Genomic DNA, 24973 nt, shown 5'->3' on the forward strand with positions numbered 1-24973 from the left:
CAAGCCGTTTCAAAAAAATATTATGCTCGCGAAATTTTTTATCACCGATCAAGACCCCAACTTAATAGTAAGTGGTGTCTATGATCCAAGCTTAGTTGCTCTTTCTATTGCTACGGCTATTTTTGCTGCTTATTTTTCACTCCATATCATTGATCTAGCAAATAGAACACAATTTGATTCGTACCGTAAATTAGGCAGTGCAACAAGTGCCTTGGTGATGTCAGGTGGGATTTGGAGTATGCACTTTATCGGCATGCTAGCTTTTTCATTATGCACCACCGTGGAGTACGACCCTACACTGACATTTTTTTCATTTATTCCTGCATTTTTAGCCTGCTATACCGCATTTTCATTTTTGAAACGCAAAGATTTAAAGCAAATACCAACAACAATAAAGCTACTCATTGGCTCTGTATTACTTGGCTCTGGCATTGGTGCGATGCACTACTCGGGGATGGCAGCCATGCAAATGAGTCCGCTGCTTCGCTACGACCCAGCTTGGTTTGCAGCATCTATTGTGATGGCTGTTGCATTATCTTTTGTCGGCTTATATGCGCGATTTCACCTAGGTGAGTATTTTAAAAAACTCACTGTGTTTCAAACCCGTGTCATTTGCGCCATTATCTTTGGCTTTGCCGTGGCAGGCATGCATTACATGGGAATGGCCGCCACCCGCTTTGTTGCAACCTCGCCTTTGTTATCTGAAAACGTTCAAACGTCGCAACTTACTTTTATCGCCATTAGCGTTTCATTTGCTACCGTATTATTGACCGCTCTGGTTGGGATTATTAATGGCATGGTACGTTTTCGCTTATTACTGGCAGAAAAATCAGCAGAAGAGTCGCGCTTAGATGCCATTTTAGGCACCGCAATAGATGGCATCGTAACAATTAATATTCATGGCATTATTTTAAGCTTTAATAAATCCGCAGAAACTATTTTTGGTTGGCGACAAGATGAAGTGTTAGGTAAAAACGTAAAACTATTAATGAACGACGATATAGCCGCGCAACATGATGGTTACTTAGCTGACAGTAGCAGACATGAAGTTAAAAAAGTGATTGGCGTTAACCGCAATGTATTTGCAAAACATAAAAATGGTCATTTATTCCCGATTCGACTTGGGCTTGGGGAAGTAAAACAACCTAACGCAGAAACATTGTTTGTAGGCTTTATAACCGATTTAACTGAGCAACGTGCACTGCAGCAAAGTCTCGAAGAAAAAGAAAAGCAATATCGTACTTTAATGAACAATACTCCCGGCGCTGTATTTCGTTGTTTGCTAGATGAGCACTGGACAATGAAATTTATAAGCCCCAGTGTTGCTGACTTAACTGGTTACAGCCCTGAAGAGTTTACCGATGGCACAGTTACATTTGCTCAAATCATTAATAACGATGATGTAGCGCATATTGATGAAGTTATGGAAAAAGCCATAGCTGAAAAAAACCAATATGCGGTTGAGTACCGTATTCGCCATCGAAATGGAAACGTTGTGTGGGTTTTAGACCAAGGAACAATTAATGAAAGTAGTGATTCTGAACAAAAGTGGATCGATGGTGTACTTATCGATATCACCGCTCGTCACGAATATGAAGAATCACTCAAAAAGGCCAAACAAGAAGCTGAAGCCGCAGCGCAAGCAAAACAATCATTTATGGCAAACATGAGCCATGAAATACGCACGCCAATGAATGCCATAATCGGCTTTAGCGACATATTAATGGACAGCCCACTCAGTAAAGAGCAACAAAAACATATTATTACCGTGAATAAATCAGCTCGCTCACTGCTGCATTTGCTCAATGAAGTACTAGATTCTGCAAAGTTAGAAAAAGGCAAACTCGATATTCAGGCTGAGCACTTTAACTTACAAGCCTTGCTCGACAATATCGTCTCGACTTTTTGGCTTGAGGCGAAGCGCAAAGATATCCTGCTTGATTTGATTATCGCTGATAGTGTTGCGCCTATTTATATTGGCGATGAGTCTCGTATTCGCCAAGTGATGAATAATCTCATCGGTAATGCCATTAAATTTACAGAGCAAGGGTCTGTAACAATTACTGTGAGTCAAACTCAAAATAAACAATTGTTTTTCGAAGTACAAGACAGCGGTATTGGCATAGCCAAGCACCGCTTAGAAGCTATTTTCCAGCCATTTGAACAAGCCGACGGCACCATGACACGCCGATTTGGTGGCACAGGTCTTGGCACAACTATTAGTAAGCAGCTTGTTGAATTAATGGGTGGTTCAATTGGTGCTATCAGTGAAGAAGGCAAAGGCAGCTGCTTTTACTTTACCCTACCATTACAAGAAGGTGATATCAGCCAAGTCGATACCTTACCTGGCAATCAATTAAACTTACCGAAACTTCGCATATTAGTGGTTGATGACATTGAGCAGAATGTTGAGCTACTGAACATTTTATTATCGCAAGCTGGGCACACCATTAGTACGGCTCAAAATGGCCTTGAAGCCATTGCAGCATTCGAGCAGCAAAACTTTGATGTAATTTTAATGGATATTCATATGCCGGAATGTGACGGCATTATGGCCTGTAAAGAAATTCGCGAAATAGAGAAAATCAGATGCTTAAAAATTACACCTATCATCGCGTTGACGGCGAGTGTTTTACAACAAGATAAAATTACTACAAAGCAAGCCGGTATGAATGGCTTTGCAAATAAACCCGTTGATATTAACCAGCTGAACCATGAAATTGCGAAAGTGCTTGGTTTAGAAGTAAATAAAATCACTAACAATAAAGTCGGTGATGAGAAAAAGCACATCAACTACGAAAAAGGTGTTTTGATGTGGGGAAGCAAAGAGAAATTAAATACGGAAATTGGCTTATTCCTAAGCAATCATCAACAGAGTATTCTACGACTGACGGAACCAATGCTCAGTGAAGAAGAACAAAAAGCAATTTTGCATACTCTTAAAGGAGTCGCGGGTAATTTAGCCCTCGCAAAATTATTATACTTGTTATCAAACGCTGAGAAAGAACGTGAAAAGGAAAGCTTCCCTACACTCATTGCCGAGTGCGAACAGGAATGGCAAACGCTGATTGCATTGCTTGCAGATCAGCCGCAGTCTAGTTCACAACAGCAACCCATACACGAAACGTCGTTGGGCGCATTTATTAGCCAAATTGAGGCACTGCAAGCGCAAGCTGAGCATGCAGAGATAGACGATGATTTATTAAGCCAAGTGCAATCCCAAGCACCTGCAACCTACCAAGATCAGGTTGTTGAAATTTGTGCGCATTTTGAAAACTTTGACTTTGATGCAGCAAGCACTGCTTTATCAGCTTTAAAGCACACTCTCCAAGCTGCTAAGGAACACCTATGACGCAAATCTCAGAACGTGCAAGAATTTTGGTCGTCGATGATGAACCAGCCAATTTAAAAGTGATCCGTGAAGTACTCGCTAACGATTATCGCTTATCGTTTGCAAAATCTGGCGAGCTTGCTCTTCAGCTTATTGAGAATGAACCTCCTAAGTTGATTTTGCTCGATATTATGATGCCCGACATGAGTGGCTTTGAAGTTTGTAAAGTATTGAAAGCAAATCCTAAAACTGCTCATATTCCTGTTATCTTTGTTACCGCACTTTCTCATGAGCAGGATGAGTCTGAAGGCTTTGCTCTAGGTGCTGTCGATTATATTACCAAACCAATTAGCCCTGCGATTGTCAGGGCGCGGGTTAAAAATCATTTATCATTAGTGCAAGCTGAGCAACTGCAATTAGCCCACATTGATTTGATCCAACGTTTAGGCCGCGCCGCAGAATACAAAGACACGGACACCGGTGAGCACATTGCAAGAATGAGCCGCTACAGTAAAGTACTCGCCCTTGCCTATGGCATGAGCGAGTACGAGGCCGAGCAGCTTAAACAGGCAGCGCCGATGCATGATGTTGGTAAGATAGGCATTCCTGATTCAGTACTATTAAAGCCTGGGCGCTTGAACGAAACCGAATACGAGCACATGAAACAACATGCCTTAATCGGTGCGAAGATTTTAGAGAACTCAACTTCGCCGCTATTACAGCTTGCTCATAAGCTTGCCCTTGAACACCATGAAAAATGGGATGGTACGGGTTATCCGTATGGCCTGAAAGGCGAAGAAATCAGTATTGAAGGGCGTATTGTTACCATTGCAGATGTGTTTGATGCTTTAACCTCAAAACGCCCTTATAAAAAAGCCTGGTCGGTTGAAGAAGCGCTCGACTTATTGAAAGACGAAGCTGGTAAGCATTTTGACCCGCAACTAGTTGATTTATTTATCGGCCAAATAGATAGCATCATAGAAATCAAAAACACTTATACCCGCTAATAGCGTATTAAAGGCCTCATTTGAGGCCTTTTTTAATTGCATCGTAATCATGCGAAGTAATTTCATGGCTGTTTCCAGCACAATCCTTAAAATACATTGAATAAGTAACACCGTGGTCGGCAACAAGGGTTTTAACATCAAATTGAGCGAGATGCTCAAGCCATGCTAAAAACTGTGCTGCATTTGCGCCAAAGGCAATTCCTTTGCTTCTACCGTCAGCTTCAAAGAGTGCTAAACGAATTGTCTTTGCTTGGTCTTCTAAGGTTAAAGGCCCTTTCCCTTCATCCCAAAAAGCGAGTTCTGGTACCACATTAAAACCAAGTACTTGCTGATACCACTTTAGCGCAGCCGCTAAATCATCAACATTTAAGTGGCAATGATCAACACCACATAAAGATGGAATAGCCATGTTACTCACCAATTTCGGTTTTTAACTGCTCTAAAAATTCGAGCATGTAAGCTGTACGTCGTTTGGCTTCATCTTTCGCTGATGGCGTGTTCATGCTCTCGCTAATGTGTAACAGCTTAATGAAAAAATGATCTAGGGTATATTTTGTATCGTCAGGTTCGCGGTTTAAGCAAAATGGGTCGTCTTTATGATACAGATAGCGACCAATTGAGCCCCCTACTTTCATACAGCGACTCACACCAATTGCACCTAATGCATCCATTCGATCAGCGTCTTGCACAATTTGCGCTTCGACACTTTGGACTTTGATATTGGCACTAAAGCTATGTGCCGCAATAGCATGATGAATAGCACTAAAATACTGCTCAGGATAATTAATTGAGGCTAAAAAACTTAACGCCTTATCTGCAGCCATGGTCGATGCTTTTGCCCTGTCTGGGTGGTTTTTAGCAACCGCAACACAATCATGTAACCAAGCTGAGGGTAACACCACAGCCATTTCTGCCTGCTCGGCAATACATAATTGTTTTGCAACCCTCACTACTCGCTCAATATGACTAATATCGTGTGCGACATCGGCATGGAGTAAAGACAAAATAAAGTCTCGACACTGAGTTTCTAACGCTGCAAAGTCTATTTCTGGCTGCATATACTGGCTATCACCATTAACTGATTGAAATTATGCTTACTTTAGCGTGCTTACTGGATTTGTTCAAAACATTCATTGTATGTTTGCCAGTGCTTCATTAAACTATGCCCCCTTTTGTTTGACGCGAGAATCCCTATGTCATCTGCTATTTACCTGCAAGCTGGACGAGAAAAATCACTAAAAAGAAAACACCCGTGGGTGTTCTCAAAAGCCATTAAAAAAGTAAAAGGTAAGCCAGGACTAGGTGATACTGTCACTATCTATGACAATGACGGCAAATTTTTAGCGATTGCTGCTTACAGCCCGCAGTCGCAAATTCGTGCTCGCGTATGGAGCTTCGATCAAAACGAAGTAATTGACCAAGCATTTTTTGAAAAGCGTTTGCGTCGAGCCTATGATGCGCGCGAACAGGTGATCAGCGAAGGCGGCTTAACAGGTTTTCGTTTAAGCGCTGCAGAATCTGACTACTTGCCAGGCATCACTATCGATAAATTTGATAATGTATTGGTGTGCCAACTGCTTAGTGCCGGTGCAGAGCGTCATAAAGGTGAAATTGTTGCTGCACTAATGACTATTTTCCCAGGCTGCGATATTTATGAACGTTCAGATGTTGATGTTCGCACCAAAGAAGGCCTTGAGCCAATCAAGGGCCTACTTTGGGGCAAGGAACCAACTGAGCCAGTCATCATTGAAGAAAATGGCTTAAAACTCGAGGTAGACATTCTTGAAGGCCACAAAACTGGCTTTTACTTAGACCAACGTGATAGCCGTGCAGCCCTTGAGCGCTTTGTTAAAGACAAAACAGTATTAAACTGCTTTAGCTACACAGGTACTTTCTCGCTTTATGCTTTGCGTGGCGGTTGTAAACACGTTACTAACGTCGATGTATCGCAGCCAGCACTTGATACGGCTAAGCGTAACGTTGAGCATAACAACCTTGATTTGTCTAAAGTTGATTTTGTGAAACAAGATGTTTTTAAGTTATTGCGCCAATACCGTGATGAAGGTGTGCAATTTGATACTATCGTTATGGATCCACCAAAATTTGCTGACAACAAAGCGCAATTAACCGGTGCTTGCCGTGGTTATAAAGATATTAATATGATTGCGATGCAAATCTTAAAACCAGGTGGCACTTTACTTACCTTCTCGTGCTCTGGATTAATGGAACAAAATTTATTTCAAAAAGTGGTTGCGGATGCAGCCCTTGATGCAGGTAAAGACTTGTTGATCATGGAACGATTAAACCAAGCTGCCGACCACCCGATTGCTGGCAGCTACCCAGAAGGCTTTTATCTTAAAGGCCTGATCTGTAAAGTTTACTAGTTAAAATTTACAATTTCTAAACCGGCACTCAAGGAGCCATCTTGCTCCTTGGTTGCTCGTATCACACGGGCTGTTGCATCAAATGAGGTAATAGCCGTGCTAGTCGAAGCAATTAACACCCGATACAGACTGCCTATTTCTAAAACTTCATCAAGGTGAATTGCCAGCCCTGTTGCACTTAAATCAGTACACATAGCCTGAATTTCTTCGCCATTAACAACATCTAATGGGATTAGTTTTGCAGGTGTATGAATTTGCATGCGGCGAAAGTCGCGTTTCTCCTCATGAAACATATGGCCTCCTATACCAGTGTTTTTATTTTCTCTATTAATGTTTTAACAGAAAAAGGCTTCACTACATAGGCGTCACACCCGGCATCAAACCCTGCTTTTTGTTCAAGCTCGGTTTCAAGGCCAGACACCATGACAACAGGAATTTGCTCTGTTTCTGGGGTGTTTTTTAGTAATCGGCAGGTATCATAACCATCTAAGCCCGGCATACACACATCGAGTAGTATAGCATCCGGCGGCTCAGCAATAGCCGATGTTAAACACGATGTGCCTGAGTTTGCATAGCTTAACGAAAACTCATTCCCAAGGCTTGCTTTGAGCATTTCAAAATTAAAATATTCATCATCGACGACCAAAATAGTTGGTCGCGGCCGATTTACCGTACGCTCAGAAACTGAGATAGGTCTTTCCTTTTCAATGCCCACATAATCTCCTTTTAGCATCTGTGTTTGTAACTTAAAGCAAGGAGGCGCTAACCTCATTCCTTAGTATTATAACTCACATTCTTTAATTGCGTTTAAAACACGTTTAGCAGATACAGGATAAGGCGTCCCTAGTGTTTGTGCAAATAAAGAAACACGTAACTCTTGTTGCATCCAAAATATCGCACTGATCTCTTCAGGAATTGGCATTCCCTTAGGGATTTTGCTCGCTAATTTTTGATATTGCTCAGCTACTTTATCAAGCTCAAGCACACACAACCTATCACGATTAGGATCAACAGGTAGCTTTTCTAAGCGGCGTTCAATGGCTTTTAAGTAACGTATTAAATCTGTCATTTTTGCTGCGCCGTGCTGGCTTACAAAGCCTTTGAACACTAAGCTTTGTAACTGTGATTTAATATCACCGTGCGCCGTGATCATGGTTAAATCAACGCGTCCTTTCATACGTTTATTTAAGCCATGAGCAATACTCAACACTTGCTCTACTTGGGTAGCGATCTCAACAACCGTATCACCAAGCTCACCGCGAATTTGCTCTTTCGCTTTTTCAAACGCATCTGCAGTGCGGATATTGCCATATTTAATTAATAAACTATCGACGGCTGCAGCGATACAGTCATCAATTAAGTCATTGACCTTACCAAACGGATTAAAGTACAAACCTAATTTAGATTTGTTTGGTAAGTTTTGTTGTAAATACTTAATTGGTGATGGCACGTTTAATAACACTAAGCGACGTAAACCTTGTTGGTGCGCTTGCTGTGCTTTGTGTTCATTATCAAATAGCTCAACCGCGGCTGAGTCTTTTTTATCCACCAGCGCTGGAAACGCCTTGATTTCATATTGACCTTGTTTTTTCACGTAAGAACTTGGGAGTTCACCAAAACTCCACTCGGTTAAATCAGCTTTCTCTATGCCCTTGTCTGCTACTTTCGATAAGGTATCCGTTACCTTACCTTGTAACTGGGCTTTTAGTTTAGATAAATTTAAACCGCGAGCGAGTAACTTATCGTGTTCATCGCGTACCTCAAACTGTAAGCGTAAATGCGGAGCAAGGGTTGATAAATCCCATGCATCTGGCTCAACACGTACACCTGTCATACGTAATAAGCGCGTGCTAATTGCATCAATTAAGTTGCCTTGCATTGGCTCGATTGCAGCAAGTACCGCATCGGCGTAATTTGGCGCAGGCACAAAGTTACGACGAATTGTTTTTGGTAGCGACTTGATAAGCGCACAAATTAACTCATGCCTAAATGCAGGAATATGCCAATCAAAACCGGTTTCTTGTACTTGGTTTAACAATGCAACTGGAATTTGTACCGCAACACCATCAACGGCTTGCCCTGGATCAAAGTGATATGCCAGTGGTAATAATAAGTTCTCTTGCTGCCAAGTATCTGGGTAATCAAACTCGGTAACATGATCAGCACCATGCTGCATTAATTCTTCTCGAGACATGTGCAAAAAGCGCTTATCTTTTTGCTTTTGCCCTTTCCACCACTTATTAAACGCGGCACGATTATTTACATCTTGTGGAATTTTCTTGTCGTAGAATTCAAATAGAGTTTGTTCATCAACTAAAATATCACGGCGGCGAGATTTATTTTCAAGAACCTGAATATCTTCAATTAACTCTTGGTTATATTGTAAAAAGCCTTCATTTTGACCCAGTTCTTGCTCTACTAAAGCGGTGCGAATAAACAACTCGCGACTTACTTTTGGATCAATATTGCTGTATACACAGCGGCGCTTATTAACAATTAATAGGCCATACAAGGTTTGCTGCTCAAACGCGATAACTGCACCCGGCTTTTTCTCCCAATGCGGTTCGCTGTAGCTGCGCTTTACTAAATGCTGTGCAAAGCCTTCAACCCATTTCAAGTCTATGCGCGCGTTGATCCGCGCATAAAGCTTACTGGTCTCAACAAGCTCTGCCGACATAATCCATTTTGGGCTCTTTTTAAATAATCCTGAACCTGGGAAAATATGGAATTGGCTGTTGCGAGCGCCTTTATAAATTTGTTTTTCATCTTTAAAACCAATATGACTTAACATACCGCTTAATAAAGATTGATGAATTCGCTCGCTATCAGCAACATTGGTAGTGGCCTTCATGCCCATTTCATTACATACCGTTGATAGCTGATAAACAATATCTTGCCATTCGCGAATACGCATATAGGCTAAAAAGTCCTTTTGGCATAACTTTCTAAACTGGCTATTGCTCAATTCAGATTGCTGCTCTTCAAGGTAATTCCACAGATTTAAAAAGGCGATAAAATCTGAATCAGGGTCATCAAAACGGCCATGCTTTTCATCCGCTGCACCGCGTTTTTCTTGTGGTCGCTCCCTTGGGTCTTGAATCGACAATGCCGCAACAATAATAATCACTTCACGCAGTGCGCCTAAGCCATCAGCCGTGAGCACCATTTTTGCTAGGCGCGGGTCAACAGGTAAGCGGCTTAAACTTCTTCCTGATTTAGTAAGCTCAGTCTTTTTATGACGTTTAGCAGGCTTAATTGCTTCGAGTTCTTCAAGTAGCGTTAAACCATCGTTGATATTGCGACTATCTGGCGCTTGCACGAACGGGAACTGCTGCATGTCGCCAAGCCCTAAACCAAGCATTTGCAAAATAACAGAGGCTAAGTTGGTGCGTAAAATTTCAGGATCAGTAAACTCTGGGCGCGAATTAAAGTCTTCTTCGCTATACAAACGAATACAGATACCCGCTTCAATACGACCACAGCGGCCTTTTCGCTGATTGGCACTGGCTTGTGAAATTGGCTCAATCGGTAATCGTTGTACCTTGGTACGATAGCTATAACGGCTGATGCGCGCGGTACCTGGGTCGATAACATAGCGAATACCCGGCACCGTTAGTGACGTTTCAGCCACATTGGTGGCTAAAATAATATGACGACGGCTGTGCGGCGCAAAAATTCGGTTCTGTTCAGCGTTTGATAAACGCGAATATAGCGGTAAAACATCGGTGCCTTTAAGGTTTCGCTTTGATAACGCATCAGCGGTATCGCGAATTTCTCGTTCACCGTTCATAAAAATCAGAATATCGCCTGGGCCTTCATCGCACAGCTCATCAACGGCATCAAAAATACCCTGTAATTGGTCACCATCCGCTTCCATCTCATCTTTGTTGATTTCAGTGGTTGGTCTATAACGAACCTCTACTGGGAAAGTTCGACCGGATACTTCGATGATAGGTGCATCATCAAAATGTTTAGAAAAACGCTCTGGGTCAATTGTTGCTGAGGTAATAATAACTTTTAAGTCAGGACGTTTTGGCAGTAAATTTTTTAAATAGCCTAAGATGAAATCGATATTCAGACTACGTTCGTGGGCTTCATCGATGATGATGGTATCGTACTGATTTAGGTATCTGTCTTGTTGAATTTCAGCCAGCAGAATACCGTCTGTCATCAATTTAATGTAACTATTGTCAGAAACTTGGTCACTAAAGCGAATTTTAAAACCCACTTGTTGGCCTAGCTCGCATTGCATTTCTTCTGCAATACGATTCGCGACACTTCGAGCCGCGAGTCGGCGAGGCTGGGTGTGACCAATGTATCCATCAACACCGCGGCCAAGCTCTAAACACATTTTTGGGATCTGCGTCGTTTTACCTGAGCCTGTTTCACCGGCGATGATCACTACTTGGTTATTGGCGATCGCCTGTTTAATGTCATCTTTCTTTTGACTAACAGGAAGTTGTTCTGGGTAGGTCACTTTAGGCAAGGCAGCCAAACGTTGCTCGCGCAATTGCTGCGAACGGCTAATATCTTCTGCTATTTTTTGCGCTATGCTCGCTTGCTTAGTTTCATCGTTGATTTTTTTAATGCCATGAAGGCGTTTTTTGAAGATGAATTGATCTTTGCGTAAACACGTTTTTAATTCGCCGAACAGCGGACCTAGGTTAACCACCCGATACCCTTATATTTCTTAACCAATAGACTGATATTGTATCAAATAATCTATCAGGTGGTCATGGCTTTATTTAATCCGTTCGGTTGGGATTGGCATTGCACAAACATCGATGTAATCAGGGCTTTCAACAAACCATGCTTCTACTCGATTTTTACGTGCTTCGATGAGGTCTTTAAAGGCATTTGAGTCTGTTTTCATCACCCGAAATTCACTGTTATCAGTATCTTTAATATCTGCTAATACTTGCATATCTGTGATGGGGTTAAATGGCTGACCTTCAGTGGCTTTACGCTGCAATAGATTAAAATGCTCCATGCCTTCTAAAACACGACCAAACACGGTGATATTACGGTCTAAATAGCGCTGGCTATTGCCGATGGTGACATAAAACTCGGTACCACCGGAATTAATATCATTACCGCGGGCCATAGCAAAAATTCCTGGGCAATGTACTTGCCATGTTTCGGTTTGGCTTTGGTTTTGTGCCACAGCAAAGCCATTTAAAAAGCCCGTTTTAGCGGCATAGCCATCAGGCCCTTTAAGCTCTGTAATCGCTAAAGGAGCCTCGGTGCGTAGATAAAACTCAGCAGGTAACCCTTTTTTGGCATTTTTAACAGGTTTACTTTCGCTGGCATCCCCGCCCTGCGCAACAAATCCTTCAACAAAGCGATATACACTTAGGCCTTGATAAAACCCTTCTTTGGCAAGCTGTCGCATGTTATTTGCGTGAATAGGCGCTAGTTTATCGTTTAGTTCGATATAAGCAGCCCCCGTAGGTAAGGTTAATTTAATGACGTTTTCGGCACTGACTTTTCGCCACTCACTACTATTTGCGGTTTTAATAATTTCGCCAGCAGAACGTTTTTGACTTGTTTCTTTTGCAGCAATTGGTGCAGCTAAAACTACGCCAAGGCACAGAGTTAATAGACTTAATTTCATTGTTATTATCTTTTAAGTAATTGACAATTCAGCCTATTAACTTATGCCCTAATAAGCAAGTAAAAGCGATGTTTGATCACAAGTAGAGGTATTAGTCCCAATCAAATTTATAAAGAATATCAACATTTTGATAAAGGCCGCTGGTGACCTCAATATACAATTGCGACAACAATTGATAACGAACGGCCACTTCACTTAGTGAATCAAAAATGCCAACACTGTATTTCACTTGAATACCCGGTGTAACGTAGCCAGATATTTCAACTTTGGTGTCATCCCCGCTGCCGCTTGAACTTAAGCTGACATCAGACAAACCAAAGCTTTCACCGATTTTAGATACTACACCTTCACTACGGTTTACACCTTGGGCAAGCAATAATTGGGTGAGCATCGCATCTGTTGAACTATCTCCTTCATCAAGAGGTTGCCCATTTAATAAATAAGCCAATGCTTGGGCTTGGTCCATCGCAGGCTCTGAGAATACTTTTAATGAAGGCTGTTCAACATTACCAGTTAACGTAATACCCGCAATCACGCCATTCGAGGTGTTGTCTGGATTACGAATTGCTTTAATGTTCAAGTACGGTTTATCAATTGAGCCACTAAAGCCCACCTGACCGGTACGAATTTGCAAGTCTTGACCAAAAGCACGATAGGTACCTTGAACTAGGTTCAACTCACCCGTTGCTATCATCGGCGTAACTTGGTCCATGCTGATGTTTATGTCACCTTCAACTTTCGACTGTAAGCCAAACGAGTCAACGCGCACATCATTTTCAACCAACACCTTTAAGTTAATAGCATAATCAAAGGGCACTTTTTCTGACTGTTGCTGCTCAATATCAACAATGACTTCATCATCGCTGACTTGCACAGCACCTTCTGGTAGCTCTTCAATCGCAATACGTCCCCATGGCACGACGACTTGGCCATCAAGATTAAACGCATTATTTTTTAACGACATAGTTAAATCTGGAGACACTTTAAAGGTGACATCTTGCTGAGCACGCACAAAAAACTCTTTACCGTTTAATCTCACGTCAACGTCCGGTAAATCTTGCTGCCAATCAACACCGCCAGATAAATTAAGCGCGCCCCCTTCGGTGTCTTTGAGCTCGCCAGTGAGCTTTGCACTTTGGTTATTAAAGGCAATGTTCACATAAGAGTTTTGCAGCGACACCGGCAAGGTTGCCCCTTCTAGATTGATTTTTTCGACATCAAAATCTCCATTGAGTAATGGCTCTTTTAAAGTACCTGCGATTGCTAACCGGCCTTTTATGTCGCCTGTTAGTTGCTCAAGTGATGCAATAAAGGGTCGTAAGTTTGTTAACTCAATTTTCTCAATAACCAAGTCGCCCGCTAAGGTCTGTTGATTTTGAATATCATCAATGTTGAGCTCTGACGTCACTTTACCTAATACAGATGAATCAATAGTGGCATTAAGTTTACCCGTTTGCGCATCGCTCATTGCCGAGATATCTAAAACCTCTATCGGTAACTTATAAACATTTGCGTCATCAATTAAAGATGCTTCAAGCTGGTTGGTTTTGATATTGGCACGAATCGTTTTCAATGCACCATTATTCCAATTAGCAACAAACTCCCCATTTGCATCGCCTGTTACTTTCAAGTTATCAGGTAAGAAGTGTTTAAATTCAGCAATAGATAGTGCTGCAAGCTGTGCATTTAACTGGCCTAATTGCTCAGTTTGCTGCAAGGTCTCAAAGCATAGTTTTGAGTTATCACTTTGCCAGCAATGCGCGCCTACATTAAAGTCAAAGGTTTTGGTATTTACTTGAATATTAACCGGTTTATCAGTGCCAAAGCGTACTTGATTATCGGTAACAAGAATTTGGCTTAGCGCACCTTGCCAGGTCTCTTTATTAAATTTACCGTCTACATCAAATGATGCCTTGCCTTGATCTGCATCGAGTAAAAAAGTTAAATGATGATCTGTTTTATCGCCACTGGCGTCTAACTCAATTTGATTAATTTTGTGTTCGCTAATCGATGCAGAATCAAGCACCAGTGACACATCCGTTTGCCAATCTGCTGCGTAATCAAATTGCCCTTTTAATGTTAAACCATCAACCTGAATATCTTGATAGCTCAATGTATTAAGGACTAGATTTAAATCAACCGTTGGCGCAAGACGCTCACCACGAAAGCTCAAATCAGCAAAGCCCTTGCCTTGCATAGGCAAGATATCTTGACCACTTGCATCTAGACGCAATTTACCGTCTACACGCCATACGTCATCCACTTGTCCGGATAACGCAATTTCATTTTTACCGCTTTTCACTTCAAGTTTGTTAAAACTCGCATGCAAGCTGCTATCAAGTTCAAAATCCGACAACAAGGTCACTGGCACTTCATTAACTGAACCATTTAATTGGGTGTTATCTAAGGCAAGCTGCCACTCACCTGCCTGTAAATTAAATGAACCATTAAATTCACCAGATAAATCACTGCTTAATGCATCCGTTAAGTATTGGGCTTTTAAGTGGCTTAAAACCCCTTTAAACTCGCTTTTTACCCCGTTCGACCAATCAACTGATGCGTTAATGTCTGCTTTACTGTCATTAGCATTGAGGCTTAACTGCTCAAGTTTTGCGTTTGTTAAACTACCCTTTAATTGCGATCTCACAGTCATTGCAGGTAATGCGTCTAACTGCGTTACTAGGCTCAAACCGACAGCATAAGCATCGGCATGGCCTTTGGCTTTTAAATCAAAGTCTGATAATTGCAGCTGTTGTGTATCTGTCGTAATTTGCCACTTTGCTATCTGGCCTGTTAAATCAAATGGGTAATTTGTTTGTTTTAGGTTCACAGCCCCTTTTAACTCTGCTGGGTACGCTCCTTGCGTTACTAATTCTAACGTTAAATCCTCAAGCGGGCCTGAAACCGATAACCTAGCTTGATGCTCAGTGCTTTTTACAGACACTGCTCCCTCAATTGAATTTTCACCCGAAAGCTCTGCCATTAAGTTAGAGTGCAATTGCCATTGCTGATAACCTGCAGCAAGCTTTTCAAGATTAATATCGCTTCCTTTGGCTGACGCAATCAACTCGATATTTTCAATAAGCTGAGCCTCTTCTGCGCCATAAGGGGTAACAGCAACTTTACTGATTTGAAATTGCTTCAGCTCAACATTAATCGGGAGCGTAATATCAAGTGCTGGTAATGCTGGAAGCTCTGTTAATGGCGTTGATTTAGGCTGCTCTTTTGCTTGATGTAATAACACATCAACATCAGCAATGGTCAGTGAATCCACTGTAATATCCGATGCTTCGCCGCGACCATTTAAGTTTAATTTGTTGACTGTTACATCGGCACTCGGGTGCGCGAGATTAAAGCGATTAATTGCAACTCGCTTAACAGCAACTTTCATTGGTAAGTTGATTTGACCAGCTTGCTCAGCTTCAGGCTCTGCTTCAGTGCTCTGCTCAGTTGATACAGCTTGGCTTTTAATGCTTAGATCAATCGACTGGGCACTTAAATTATCTAGGCAGATACCATCACAACGCCACCAGAATAAATCAATTTTTAGCTGCTTTGCCTCAAGCTTGATGCCTTGATTTTCAAAGTGAACATCAAACGCATCGTTATATAAAAAACGCCCAGATGGCAGGTTGATTTTTAAACCATCAACTAACTTATTCGCTGTGTATGCAATAAAGTGATTACCGGGCGCGGTGAATAGCAAACAAAACACAATAACTAGCAGACTTGCCAACGTGATTGATAGAACCTTGGTTATCTTTTTTAACATCTTCATTAGATTTCAGGCCCTATGGTAATACTTAATCGGGTACTTTTGCTTTCTTTTGTTAAACCCCAAGCATGGTCGATACGTACAGGGCCAACCGGTGTTAAATAGCGAAAACCAAAACCGGCACCAACTTCGACGCGATCACTAAAATCATTAGTCGCAGTACCACTATCGACAAATAAGGCTGCGCGCCAATGTTCAGCAAATTGATAGTTATATTCAACAGTGCCACTCATTAAATATTTACCACCAATTAGGCGCCCTTCCCCATCTTCAGGGGAGATAGATTCATAGGCAAAACCACGTACACTCTGATCACCACCGGCATAAAAACGCAGTGATAACGGCACATCATTTATATTATCGACCAACATGGCACCTAGATTGGCTCTTAAAAACAGCATATGGCGTTCTGCAAAAGTAGTTAACCAGGCATTTTGCAGTTGTAAGCGCAAAATATTGGTTGAAGACATCATATCTTTTAAACCAAACTCTACTGACATCATCCATTGATAGCCTTCATAAGGCGTTGTGCCCCCCTCGGTGTCTTTTTTGGCATAACTAATACCAGGCATCAGCATTTTTGCGCTTTGTTCTTCACCCCCTATTCGATAGGTCTCGTAATCGCGTCTTAAAAAAGCAGTACGTACCCAATCGTCATCAGTGAGCCACTGCCGCTGAAGCTGCCCCGTGAATATACGGCTGTATAAATCATTGGTTAATTCATCTTCGAGCTTGTAACCCACAGAAAAGCGCCAAAGATCATCATTAGGGTCGTCAACTGGCACCGTATAGCCAAGTGAAATATCTTGCTGGCGCTCAGATACATTAAGGTTACTTTCTAAATAGTGACCATCTTCAGTGATCCAAGGCTTGGTCCATTTGAAACGGACTTTTGGTCCAAGGTCAGTGCTATAACCGCCACCCACTTCATAACTATTGGCAGGTTTGTGTAATACATCAACGTTGACAGGCACTTGGTTATTTTTACGTTTTGCAATATCTGCATACACACGAACACTCGCAAAGTAAGGGGTACTCGACAGTGCTAAGTTGTAATCAGAAACCTCGGTCGCTTTATAAGGCTGACCTTGTTTAAATTCAGCCAGCGAACGAATGTATTTTTCGGCTGGAGTCTCACTACCAATTGTGATGTCACCAAACTGATAACGGGGCCCAGTATCGACATTGAAAATGACTTTTGCGCTATTATTTTTTAGCGAAACTGCCAATTTATGCTCATGCCATTTTGCATCAAAATAGCCTAAGTCTAATAGTTGGCTTTCAATACGTTTTCTTGCGGCCTCATATTTACCGTGATTTAAAAAGTCACCTTGTTTGATTTTGATGCTGTTGACGGCAGACATAAATTCAGCGTCATCTTTACCGGCACCCGTGATAGTCACGTTAATATCTGCAATACGGGTAGCAGGACCACGTTGAACATCAACAATTAAAAGCTGCTGAGCATCATCGAAACTAATTTTGATTATCGGCTTATAATAACCAAGCGCCTTTAAACTCATTTCAACTTGGCTTTTAGCGTGACGCCTTAATGCCTTAGAAGTTTTTTCATCGACCAGTTGCTTAATGTAAAGCTCAACGTTTTTTTCGAGATCATCACTGATCCCTTGAATTTTATAATCTTTAATAACAGTTGAGGCACTAATTGCGTGCTGGCTGTATGAAAAGCAGATAAACACAAAGACAAAAAAGAAATGCCGAGTATACAAAAAATATCCTTACTTTTTTGGAAGAGTCATAATCTAAAATGAGTACAAAAAGATACTAGCACAGTGCAATAGCCACTGACATAATTGAAATGTTAAAATTAGTACGCGTTAAACAATTATTTTCGCTACAATAGCGGATAATACCTAGATTTATAATGAATGAGCGACTAAATGCACTTCCCTGATGACGAAAACGGTCAATTATTAGCTGAAATTGCTGACGCTGGTGTCGATTTAACCAGTATGCAAACTATCGATTTCTATATTCTTTTTGAACAAAAGCCTGAAGCAGAAAAATTTGCTGAAACCATTACAAGTGATGAACTTGCCCCTTCAACAGAGTTAGCCAAATGCCCAGATACAGGGGTGTGGGAAGTAATTACTCGTGTGAAGATGGTGCCAGATCACACCTTACTTAGCCAAACTGAACAATACTTAGAAAGCATTGCTAATAGCCATAATGGTTATGGTGATGGTTGGGGGTTGATGGCCGAAGAAGAATAAGCCATTCCCACAATCTCGTAAGGGGATCAATTTAATTGATTCGCCTTACGAAAATTGCCCTGATAATCAAATAGCTTTTCAGCTACTTTCCAACCGTATTTTTTATTTTTACGCGCAATCACAAAATCGGGGGCAAGTAGTTGCTGTTGTAAATTGACAACCTGCTCCGCGCTTTGCCAATCCATTGGGGTAAAACCTGGTGCTGCTCGCTTACCAAACTGCTTATTAAAAATAAATCGTCCGGTGTCATTTGCTAAGTTAAATACCTCATCACAACTGGCCCCATCTTCATCATAATAGCTAATTTTAAGTAACCCTTTTGCGAGCACCTGAGCTGACAAACCACTACACCTTAATACCAAGGCATCTTTTAAATTTAGTGCTTCTCGTAGTTTATCATCAGGGTCTGCCATCATGGCACCACAGGACTGACACTGCCTTGCAGCAATATCATTTTGTTCACCACACTGCTCACATTCTTTAAACCGAAAACGATAATCGCACTGTACTTGTTCTTCACCATCGTCCAGCAAGCCTTGGCAGCGCCTACCAAAATGCTCAACCACTTTGCCTTCGCTGTCTGTTTTACCCCAAAAAATATTCGCAAATCCACAGCCTGGACACAGCACTTGAACAGGCTCATTATCACTTTGCGCTTTTTTACTGCCGACCTCAGGGTAGAACAAATCAAAGCCGTTACCTGCATAATCAATCACTAAGCAGTCTTTTTTTCCTTCGCTTAAACGAAGGCCTCGACCAACAATCTGTTGGTATAAACTGACCGACTCGGTGGGACGTAGAATAGCAATATAATCGACATGAGGCGCATCAAAACCCGTCGTGAGTACAGATACATTTACTAAATACTTAATTTTTTTTTCTTTAAATTGATTAATAATTTGGTCACGCTCGTTATTATCAGTATCACCCGTGATAAGTGCCGTACTATCCTCAGGTAAGTAACTGGTAATTTCTTTGGCATGCATTACGGTTGCTGCGAAGATCATCACGCCATGACGCTGTTCACTGTATTCTATAACTTGCTTGATAATCGCTTTTGTTGCGCGTGTATTATCTTTCAATAACGCATTCATATTCTCAATACTATACCGACCAAATGAATCACTCGGTAATGATGAAAAGTCATAATGGCTAATGGCTGCATCGACTTCATGGGGCGGCGTTAAATAGCCGTTCTTGATCATATAGCGCAGTGGTAACTCAAAAATACACTTTTTAAACGGTGCATTTTTATCACCTCTAACAAAACCATGATAGTGATGATGGTAAACCCAACCCATCCCCATACGAAATGGTGTTGCGGTTAAGCCAAGTACTTTAAGATTGGGATTTTGTTTTTTTAGACTCGCTATCACCAGCCCGTACTGGCTTTGTTCATCACCGCTTACACGGTGGCATTCATCAATGATCAACAAAGAGTAAGCATCAGTGAGCTTTTCTGTATTGCGTGCCAGTGATTGCACACTCGCAAAGGTGACTTGCTCTGTTAAAGACTTTTGCTTTAACCCCGCAGAAAAAATACTCGCCTTAAAACCAAAGCTAATATATTTCTCGGCGTTTTGCTCTACTAACTCTTTAACATGCGCGAGCACCATAATCTTTTGTTTAGCAATGCGCGCAAGTTCAGCAATAACAAGGCTTTTTCCAGCCCCTGTTGGTAAAACAATCAGTGCGGCGTCATCTGTTTGTCGAAAGTGAGCAACCGTGCGTGCTACGGCCTCTTGTTGGTAGGGTCTGAGTACGTACTTCATGTTATCGGACTATAATCGACATAAAAAAGGGAAGCATACGCTTCCCTTGATATTCTTTAAAGCAAAAATTAAGCGAGGTGTTTTGTTAAATCGACACCTTGGAATGCTTTAGGACGTTTGCCACGGCCTGTCCATTCAACAATTTCGCCATTAAATTCGATGCGGTACTTTGGTTTTACCTTAGTACGCTTATCTGTTGAAGCAACATCTTGTAAATCTTCTAATGTAAGTCCTTTTTCTTTTAGTAGATCGAGTACTTCTTTTTTAGCTTCTTGCTGTTGAGTATATTTCTCGATTGCTGTGTCAATTAGCTGTTTTGCTTTTTCTAATTCAGATAATGACGCAGATTTCACAAAAGATCGGATTTCTTTCATTGAGAGCTCTCTTAAGTATTAAAAGTTAAGTTAAATGTTCAACAGTAGCTAGTATATGTGGATTTAATGAAATAATCTATTCCATGTTTATTTTTTATCCTATCTTTTTATTATAGCCATAGCTTTATTTTATCTATTACATCCCTTAACTCAGTAATTAATTGTTCCACTATTAATGTATCTTGCTGTTGATTAAAGGTATTTTCTGTTGTCACTATTAGCTCAGATAAAGGTGGGTATTGCAGCATAACAATAGCGCCTTTAAGTTTATGTATTGCAGCAGAAACCTTTTCTAAATTTTGAGCTTCCAAGTGCTCTTGTAGAGTATTTAAATCACTTTGCAAACTGTTAATAAATACGTCGGCAAGCATTTTTGCATCACTCTCATTACCAAAAACAGTTAACCAATGCTGCTTATCTTTTATACCTTGTAAACTGATATCAACGCCTTCACTGCTATTAGGCAAATCATTAGAGCTTAAATCTATAAACTCAGCTAGACGATTATATAATTCATTAAGTTTATAAGGCTTAAATAAAACACTATTCATTCCTGACTTTAATGCTTTGTTAAAACATTCTTTTGAATCATCAGCGGTAAAGCCAATAATTGGCAAATGTTTAAATTTTTCTTGATTACGTAATTGCTCCGTTAATTTAAACCCATCTAAGTCAGGCATATGACAATCGGTTAGTAATAAATCAAACTGTCCTGTTTCAAGTGCTCTGAGTGCAGCAATACCATCATCAACCATCACTGCTTTGATACCGAGCTTCTGGCATTGTTTTTCGAGTAATAATTGATTTGTTTTATTATCTTCAGCAATTAATATTTGCCCATGTAACTGAGCATTTTGCGCAGCCACCCCCTCATCATTGCTGGTATGTACATTATCTAAAAGCTCTCTTAGAGTATCTGGATATAATGGCTCTATAGGTAAAATATGACAGCTACAATTAGCCGGCCTATGCTCTTTTTTTGCACTTGCGACTAAAATGTAGTTGTTGGTTGCAGTACTGATTGATTGCAGCCAGTTAGCGCCCCACAACGTTTTAATATAGCTTTCATCAATAAGAATATTATCTTCCTGTGTAAATGCCTCTATATCTATTGGCCAACCTAATTGATGATGCTTTACACCCATATTAGCTAGATTATTTAATAACTGATGGTCTTGAGAACACACAGCCCAATTCACTGATACAGCCTGCAGTTTTTGTTTGCTGACGCTTTTAAGTGGCACAGCAATGTAAACATTGGTACCTTTACCAAAGGTACTTGAAATGGATATTTCACCTTGCATTGCTTCAACAAGTTGCTTTGCCAAGCTCAAGCCTAAGCCTGTACCTCCATGGCGACGTTGAATTGAGTTGTCAGCTTGCTCAAAAGGGGTAAATGTATGCGCCAACTGCTCAGCCGTCATACCTTTACCTGTATCTGATATTTCAATTTTTAAAGACTGCTTCTCAAATAACACATCGCAGCTTATTGAACCATTTTCAGTAAACTTCACAGCGTTATTTAAAACATTAGAGAGAACCTGCATCAAGTGGCTTATGTCAACAGAAGCTAAGGTATAAGCAGCTGTGCGCCATATCACGTTAAACTCAAGCCCTTTTTGCTTAGCTAGGTATTCATGGGCACGCAAAACACGACATAAATGTGCTTCTAGGTCGACCTCACGTAATTCAACTTCAATATTGCCTGTCGTGGTGTTAGCAAAATATAAAATATCATCCACTAATGTGCGAAGCTTGGTTACAGAGCTGTCAATGTGCTCAACTAGGTAATGCTGCTCTTCATCAAGCGGTGATGATTTTAACAACTCTATAAAGCCATTTACCCCAGACATTGGCGTTCTTAATTCATGACTCATAGTGGCAATAAAGCGGCTTTTTGCTAGATCAGCTTGATGTGCAAGCTGAGTAGCTTTACTTAAGTCTGCTTGTTGACGTTTAAGTAAGCTGATGTCCAGCAAGATCCCGTTCCAACGCACACCTTGCTTATCGTCTCGTTTATTAATTTCAGCATTAGCAATATAACGACACCAAATTTGCTGGCCGAGATTATTTATCCGAAACTCAATATCAATCAGTTTGTTAAATTTTGTCGCTGCTTTAAAACTCTTGGCGATTTGCACGCGGTCTTCATCAACAATAAATGGCGAGATACATCCCGTCATACCGCGCTGGTTAATCATTCGTGAAGTGACACCTAATAAGCTCTGCGCGCCCTTACTTATATAGGTATAACACCCCTCACCATTGTCATAATACTCATACTGGAATACGCCGCCGGGTATGGTATCTGTGATGGTTTGTAGAAGCTGTTGAACTGACTGATTCTCACGTTGTAAATGGCGGTGCTCAGTAACATCAGTAAGCACTGTCATGATACCTGCTAGTTCACCATCTAACCCCACATACGGCTTTTTAGTGTAAAGCAACTCCAGTTCTTTGCCAGATTTGTTAGTGTAATTAATATGCTGATTAATGACTTTGCCTGAATTTAAACTTTGTTCATTTTGTGAAATTAGTTTTTTTACAACTTTAATGTCGCCGCGCAGATATTGGTTATTTTCATCCCATAAGTGAGCAAAATTTTCTTTGTAGGCACGATTCCACATAACGCGTTTTTGATGCTGATCTTGAATCACCACCATAGTGGGTAAGTCATCAATGAGTTTTTGGGTAAAGTTAAGCTTAATCAATGCCACTTCTTCAGCTTCTTTACGCTTTGCAATTTCGCGATTAATAGTTAACCGCCAGCTAATAAAATAAATCACCGACACAGCGATTAAAATTAAAATAAGAATTGCCGTGGTATTCACTGTTTTACGGTCGTAGCCACGTTCAATACTAAAAATGCCATGACGGTTCACAACATAGCTAAAATCGTTGCTGGTCAGTGTTTTAAATAAGCTGTCTAGCAAAGTCGCAAACTCTGAAAAGTGCTTATTCACTAAAAAATAAATAGGCTGGGTATAACGGTATTTTGGATTAATATAAAACTCACCAATATAGAATTGGTTTAACTGGTATGCCGCAATACTTTGCGGCAATATCACAGCATCAATGTTGTCATTTCTCAGTGCATAAAATAGCGTTTTAATTGAGTCAAATGATACCGTTTCAACGAGTTCATTCGTTACAAGCTTTTGCTTAGGGTCAGCAAACGCTTCTAAATAACCAATTCGTTTAGTTTGGCTTGCTCGTTTAGAGATTAACACCATCTCTAAACTGTAGTGAGCAGGCAGTGCTATCAACACCCCCTCATCAATTTTAGTAGGGTTCATGGTCGGAATTAAATCAATTTTATTGGCTAAAAATAGTCGTTCCAACTCTTTCGAATTAGCCGCAGGTATATACTTAAACTGAAAGTCACTGCGCTGCGCTAAAAGCTCAAGAGTATCGTTTAAATAGCCATTAGCTTCCCCTAAATTACTTGTCGCATGAATTGGATATAAACCATCGACAAAAGAGAATGTCAGTAAGTAATTATTTTCTTCTTTTTTATCAATACGGTTAAAGTCACGCTTAAATTGACTATACGCTTTAGCGGCTAAATATTCTTCACTAGCAGAACTTTCCCATAATTGTCTCGTGGTTGGTGAAATAGCGGCTAATACCGAGTTAACCTGATTGCGTAATGCTGTTTTATTTTTATTAAACATTACATGCAAGGTTTCGCTCGATAACCAAACTGGGCTCACAACTTTCAGGTTTTCTTGAGAGCGATTTTTTAGTTGATGAGATAATACTGAGTAATCACCCATAAAGGCATCAAACGAGCCATCTGCTACTTTTTTAAAGGCGTCTTCGGGTTTTATAAAACGATTAATAAATAGCGCGCCATTTTCAACTAAATATTCACAATGTGAACTACCCGTTATGCACATCCAACGTAAGCTCGCTAAGTTTTTCAAAGCATCATTTGCAATAGACTGATTTGCGACAATACCTCTTGGCGCTTCCATGAAGGGTGTTGAAAATAAATAATGCTTTTTGCGTTGTGCGGTTTTATTTAGGCCTACAGCAAAATCGATCTCACCAACTTTAAGCGCATCTAACAACTCATCTAAACTGTCGTAAACACGGTATTCAAGATCGGCTTCAGCCAAGCGAGCGATTTCATTACTATAACCAACAATAACACCCGAAAACTGCCCATCAGCATCACGGGTATGGTAAGGAAAAAAATTATAGTTAACGATACCCGCTTTGAGTTGTGTGGCTAAGACATCGAATGAAAGACACAGCGTCAAAAACAACACTATGATTTTATGGAAATAACTCAACTTAAACATCGCTTTTATTAAGGTTTTTTAAGTATAAGAGCATAAATTGATTTAAACAACTGCACATAAATCTTACACAAGAGCTTAAGTAAATAATTAAGCCTTAAAAATTAATTATTTTATAATTGTAAAACCTGTAGTGAATTTTTTTATAAAATAAAAAACCCTGCAAGTGCAGGGTTTT

General features: G+C 40.7%; 15 protein-coding genes. 4 read left to right on the forward strand and 11 right to left on the reverse strand.

Annotated elements, in window-relative coordinates:
* Positions 1–22: 22 nt before the first annotated feature.
* The gene (locus PASHI_RS21475) at positions 23–3352 is read left to right on the forward strand and encodes a PAS domain S-box protein (protein ID WP_062567029.1); all 3330 of its coding nucleotides are present in this window, start codon (positions 23–25) and stop codon (positions 3350–3352) included.
* Complete coding sequence (locus PASHI_RS21480; RefSeq protein ID WP_062566992.1) at positions 3349–4338, forward strand: response regulator; 990 nt, start codon at positions 3349–3351, stop codon at positions 4336–4338. Before PASHI_RS21475 ends, PASHI_RS21480 begins: the two co-directional genes overlap by 4 nt.
* A gap of 16 nt (positions 4339–4354) precedes the next feature.
* Here the strand turns inward: PASHI_RS21480 and PASHI_RS21485 are convergent, their stop codons facing one another.
* Positions 4355–4756 carry a VOC family protein gene (locus PASHI_RS21485; protein WP_208855503.1) on the reverse strand — a complete coding sequence of 134 codons (402 nt, stop codon included), beginning with the start codon at positions 4754–4756 and terminating at the stop codon, positions 4355–4357.
* A complete protein-coding gene (locus PASHI_RS21490) occupies positions 4749–5396 on the reverse strand; it encodes an HD domain-containing protein (RefSeq protein WP_062566994.1) in 648 nt (215 codons plus the stop codon). Before PASHI_RS21490 ends, PASHI_RS21485 begins: the two co-directional genes overlap by 8 nt.
* Before the next feature lie 135 nt (positions 5397–5531).
* On the opposite strand from PASHI_RS21490, the gene PASHI_RS21495 reads away from it, so the two are divergent.
* Entirely contained in the window at positions 5532–6722 is a 1191-nt protein-coding gene (locus tag PASHI_RS21495; RefSeq protein ID WP_062566995.1) for a class I SAM-dependent methyltransferase, read from the forward strand.
* Here the strand turns inward: PASHI_RS21495 and PASHI_RS21500 are convergent.
* The 6 genes from PASHI_RS21500 to PASHI_RS21525 form a co-directional block, all read right to left on the reverse strand.
* The gene (locus PASHI_RS21500) at positions 6719–7015 is read right to left on the reverse strand and encodes a PilZ domain-containing protein (protein ID WP_062566996.1); all 297 of its coding nucleotides are present in this window, start codon (positions 7013–7015) and stop codon (positions 6719–6721) included. The genes PASHI_RS21495 and PASHI_RS21500 overlap by 4 nt on opposite strands.
* Before the next feature lie 8 nt (positions 7016–7023).
* On the reverse strand, positions 7024–7431 hold the full coding sequence (locus PASHI_RS21505) for a response regulator (protein WP_279625991.1): 408 nt from the start codon (positions 7429–7431) through the stop codon (positions 7024–7026).
* Between the two features lie 72 nt (positions 7432–7503).
* On the reverse strand, positions 7504–11394 hold the full coding sequence (gene hrpA, locus PASHI_RS21510) for an ATP-dependent RNA helicase HrpA (protein WP_062566997.1): 3891 nt from the start codon (positions 11392–11394) through the stop codon (positions 7504–7506).
* 69 nt (positions 11395–11463) lie between these two features.
* Positions 11464–12336 (reverse strand): peptidylprolyl isomerase, encoded by an 873-nt coding sequence (locus tag PASHI_RS21515; RefSeq protein ID WP_062566998.1) that lies wholly within the window; start codon positions 12334–12336, stop codon positions 11464–11466.
* A 91-nt stretch (positions 12337–12427) separates the two neighbouring features.
* Positions 12428–16114 (reverse strand): autotransporter assembly complex protein TamB, encoded by a 3687-nt coding sequence (gene tamB, locus PASHI_RS21520; RefSeq protein WP_062566999.1) that lies wholly within the window; start codon positions 16112–16114, stop codon positions 12428–12430.
* Positions 16114–17841, reverse strand: a complete 1728-nt coding sequence (locus tag PASHI_RS21525; RefSeq protein ID WP_062567000.1) for an autotransporter assembly complex protein TamA — start codon at positions 17839–17841, stop codon at positions 16114–16116. The genes tamB and PASHI_RS21525 overlap by 1 nt, the downstream gene beginning before the upstream one ends.
* 171 nt (positions 17842–18012) lie before the next feature.
* Between PASHI_RS21525 and PASHI_RS21530 the strand changes: the two genes are divergently transcribed.
* Positions 18013–18345: a ribonuclease E inhibitor RraB gene (locus PASHI_RS21530; protein ID WP_062567001.1), complete on the forward strand. Its 333-nt coding sequence runs from the start codon at positions 18013–18015 to the stop codon at positions 18343–18345.
* 26 nt (positions 18346–18371) lie between these two features.
* Here PASHI_RS21530 and radD read toward each other — a convergent pair whose 3' ends face one another.
* The 3 genes from radD to PASHI_RS21545 all read right to left on the reverse strand — a co-directional run bounded on the left by radD (position 18372) and on the right by PASHI_RS21545 (position 24756).
* Positions 18372–20117, reverse strand: coding sequence for a DNA repair helicase RadD (radD, locus tag PASHI_RS21535; protein WP_062567002.1), 1746 nt, complete (start codon positions 20115–20117; stop codon positions 18372–18374).
* A gap of 68 nt (positions 20118–20185) precedes the next feature.
* A complete protein-coding gene (locus PASHI_RS21540; protein ID WP_054564036.1) occupies positions 20186–20491 on the reverse strand; it encodes an H-NS histone family protein in 306 nt (101 codons plus the stop codon).
* Positions 20492–20601: 110 nt separating this feature from the next.
* Positions 20602–24756: an ATP-binding protein gene (locus PASHI_RS21545; RefSeq protein ID WP_062567003.1), complete on the reverse strand. Its 4155-nt coding sequence runs from the start codon at positions 24754–24756 to the stop codon at positions 20602–20604.
* Positions 24757–24973: the final 217 nt, after the last annotated feature.

This window comes from Pseudoalteromonas shioyasakiensis (assembly GCF_001550135.1).
GTDB classification, from domain to species: Bacteria; Pseudomonadota; Gammaproteobacteria; order Enterobacterales; family Alteromonadaceae; genus Pseudoalteromonas; species Pseudoalteromonas shioyasakiensis.

Excerpts from the sequence above, each read along its gene's own strand:
- tamB (WP_062566999.1), bottom strand. The coding sequence starts at position 16,114 with ATGAAGATGTTAAAAAAGATAACCAAGGTTCTATCAATCACGTTGGCA.
- PASHI_RS21495 (WP_062566995.1), top strand. The coding sequence starts at position 5,532 with ATGTCATCTGCTATTTACCTGCAAGCTGGACGAGAAAAATCACTAAAA.
- PASHI_RS21515 (WP_062566998.1), bottom strand. The coding sequence starts at position 12,336 with ATGAAATTAAGTCTATTAACTCTGTGCCTTGGCGTAGTTTTAGCTGCA.
- PASHI_RS21490 (WP_062566994.1), bottom strand. The coding sequence starts at position 5,396 with ATGCAGCCAGAAATAGACTTTGCAGCGTTAGAAACTCAGTGTCGAGAC.
- PASHI_RS21500 (WP_062566996.1), bottom strand. The coding sequence starts at position 7,015 with ATGTTTCATGAGGAGAAACGCGACTTTCGCCGCATGCAAATTCATACA.
- radD (WP_062567002.1), bottom strand. The coding sequence starts at position 20,117 with ATGAAGTACGTACTCAGACCCTACCAACAAGAGGCCGTAGCACGCACG.
- PASHI_RS21480 (WP_062566992.1), top strand. The coding sequence starts at position 3,349 with ATGACGCAAATCTCAGAACGTGCAAGAATTTTGGTCGTCGATGATGAA.
- PASHI_RS21475 (WP_062567029.1), top strand. The coding sequence starts at position 23 with ATGCTCGCGAAATTTTTTATCACCGATCAAGACCCCAACTTAATAGTA.
- PASHI_RS21530 (WP_062567001.1), top strand. The coding sequence starts at position 18,013 with ATGCACTTCCCTGATGACGAAAACGGTCAATTATTAGCTGAAATTGCT.
- PASHI_RS21540 (WP_054564036.1), bottom strand. The coding sequence starts at position 20,491 with ATGAAAGAAATCCGATCTTTTGTGAAATCTGCGTCATTATCTGAATTA.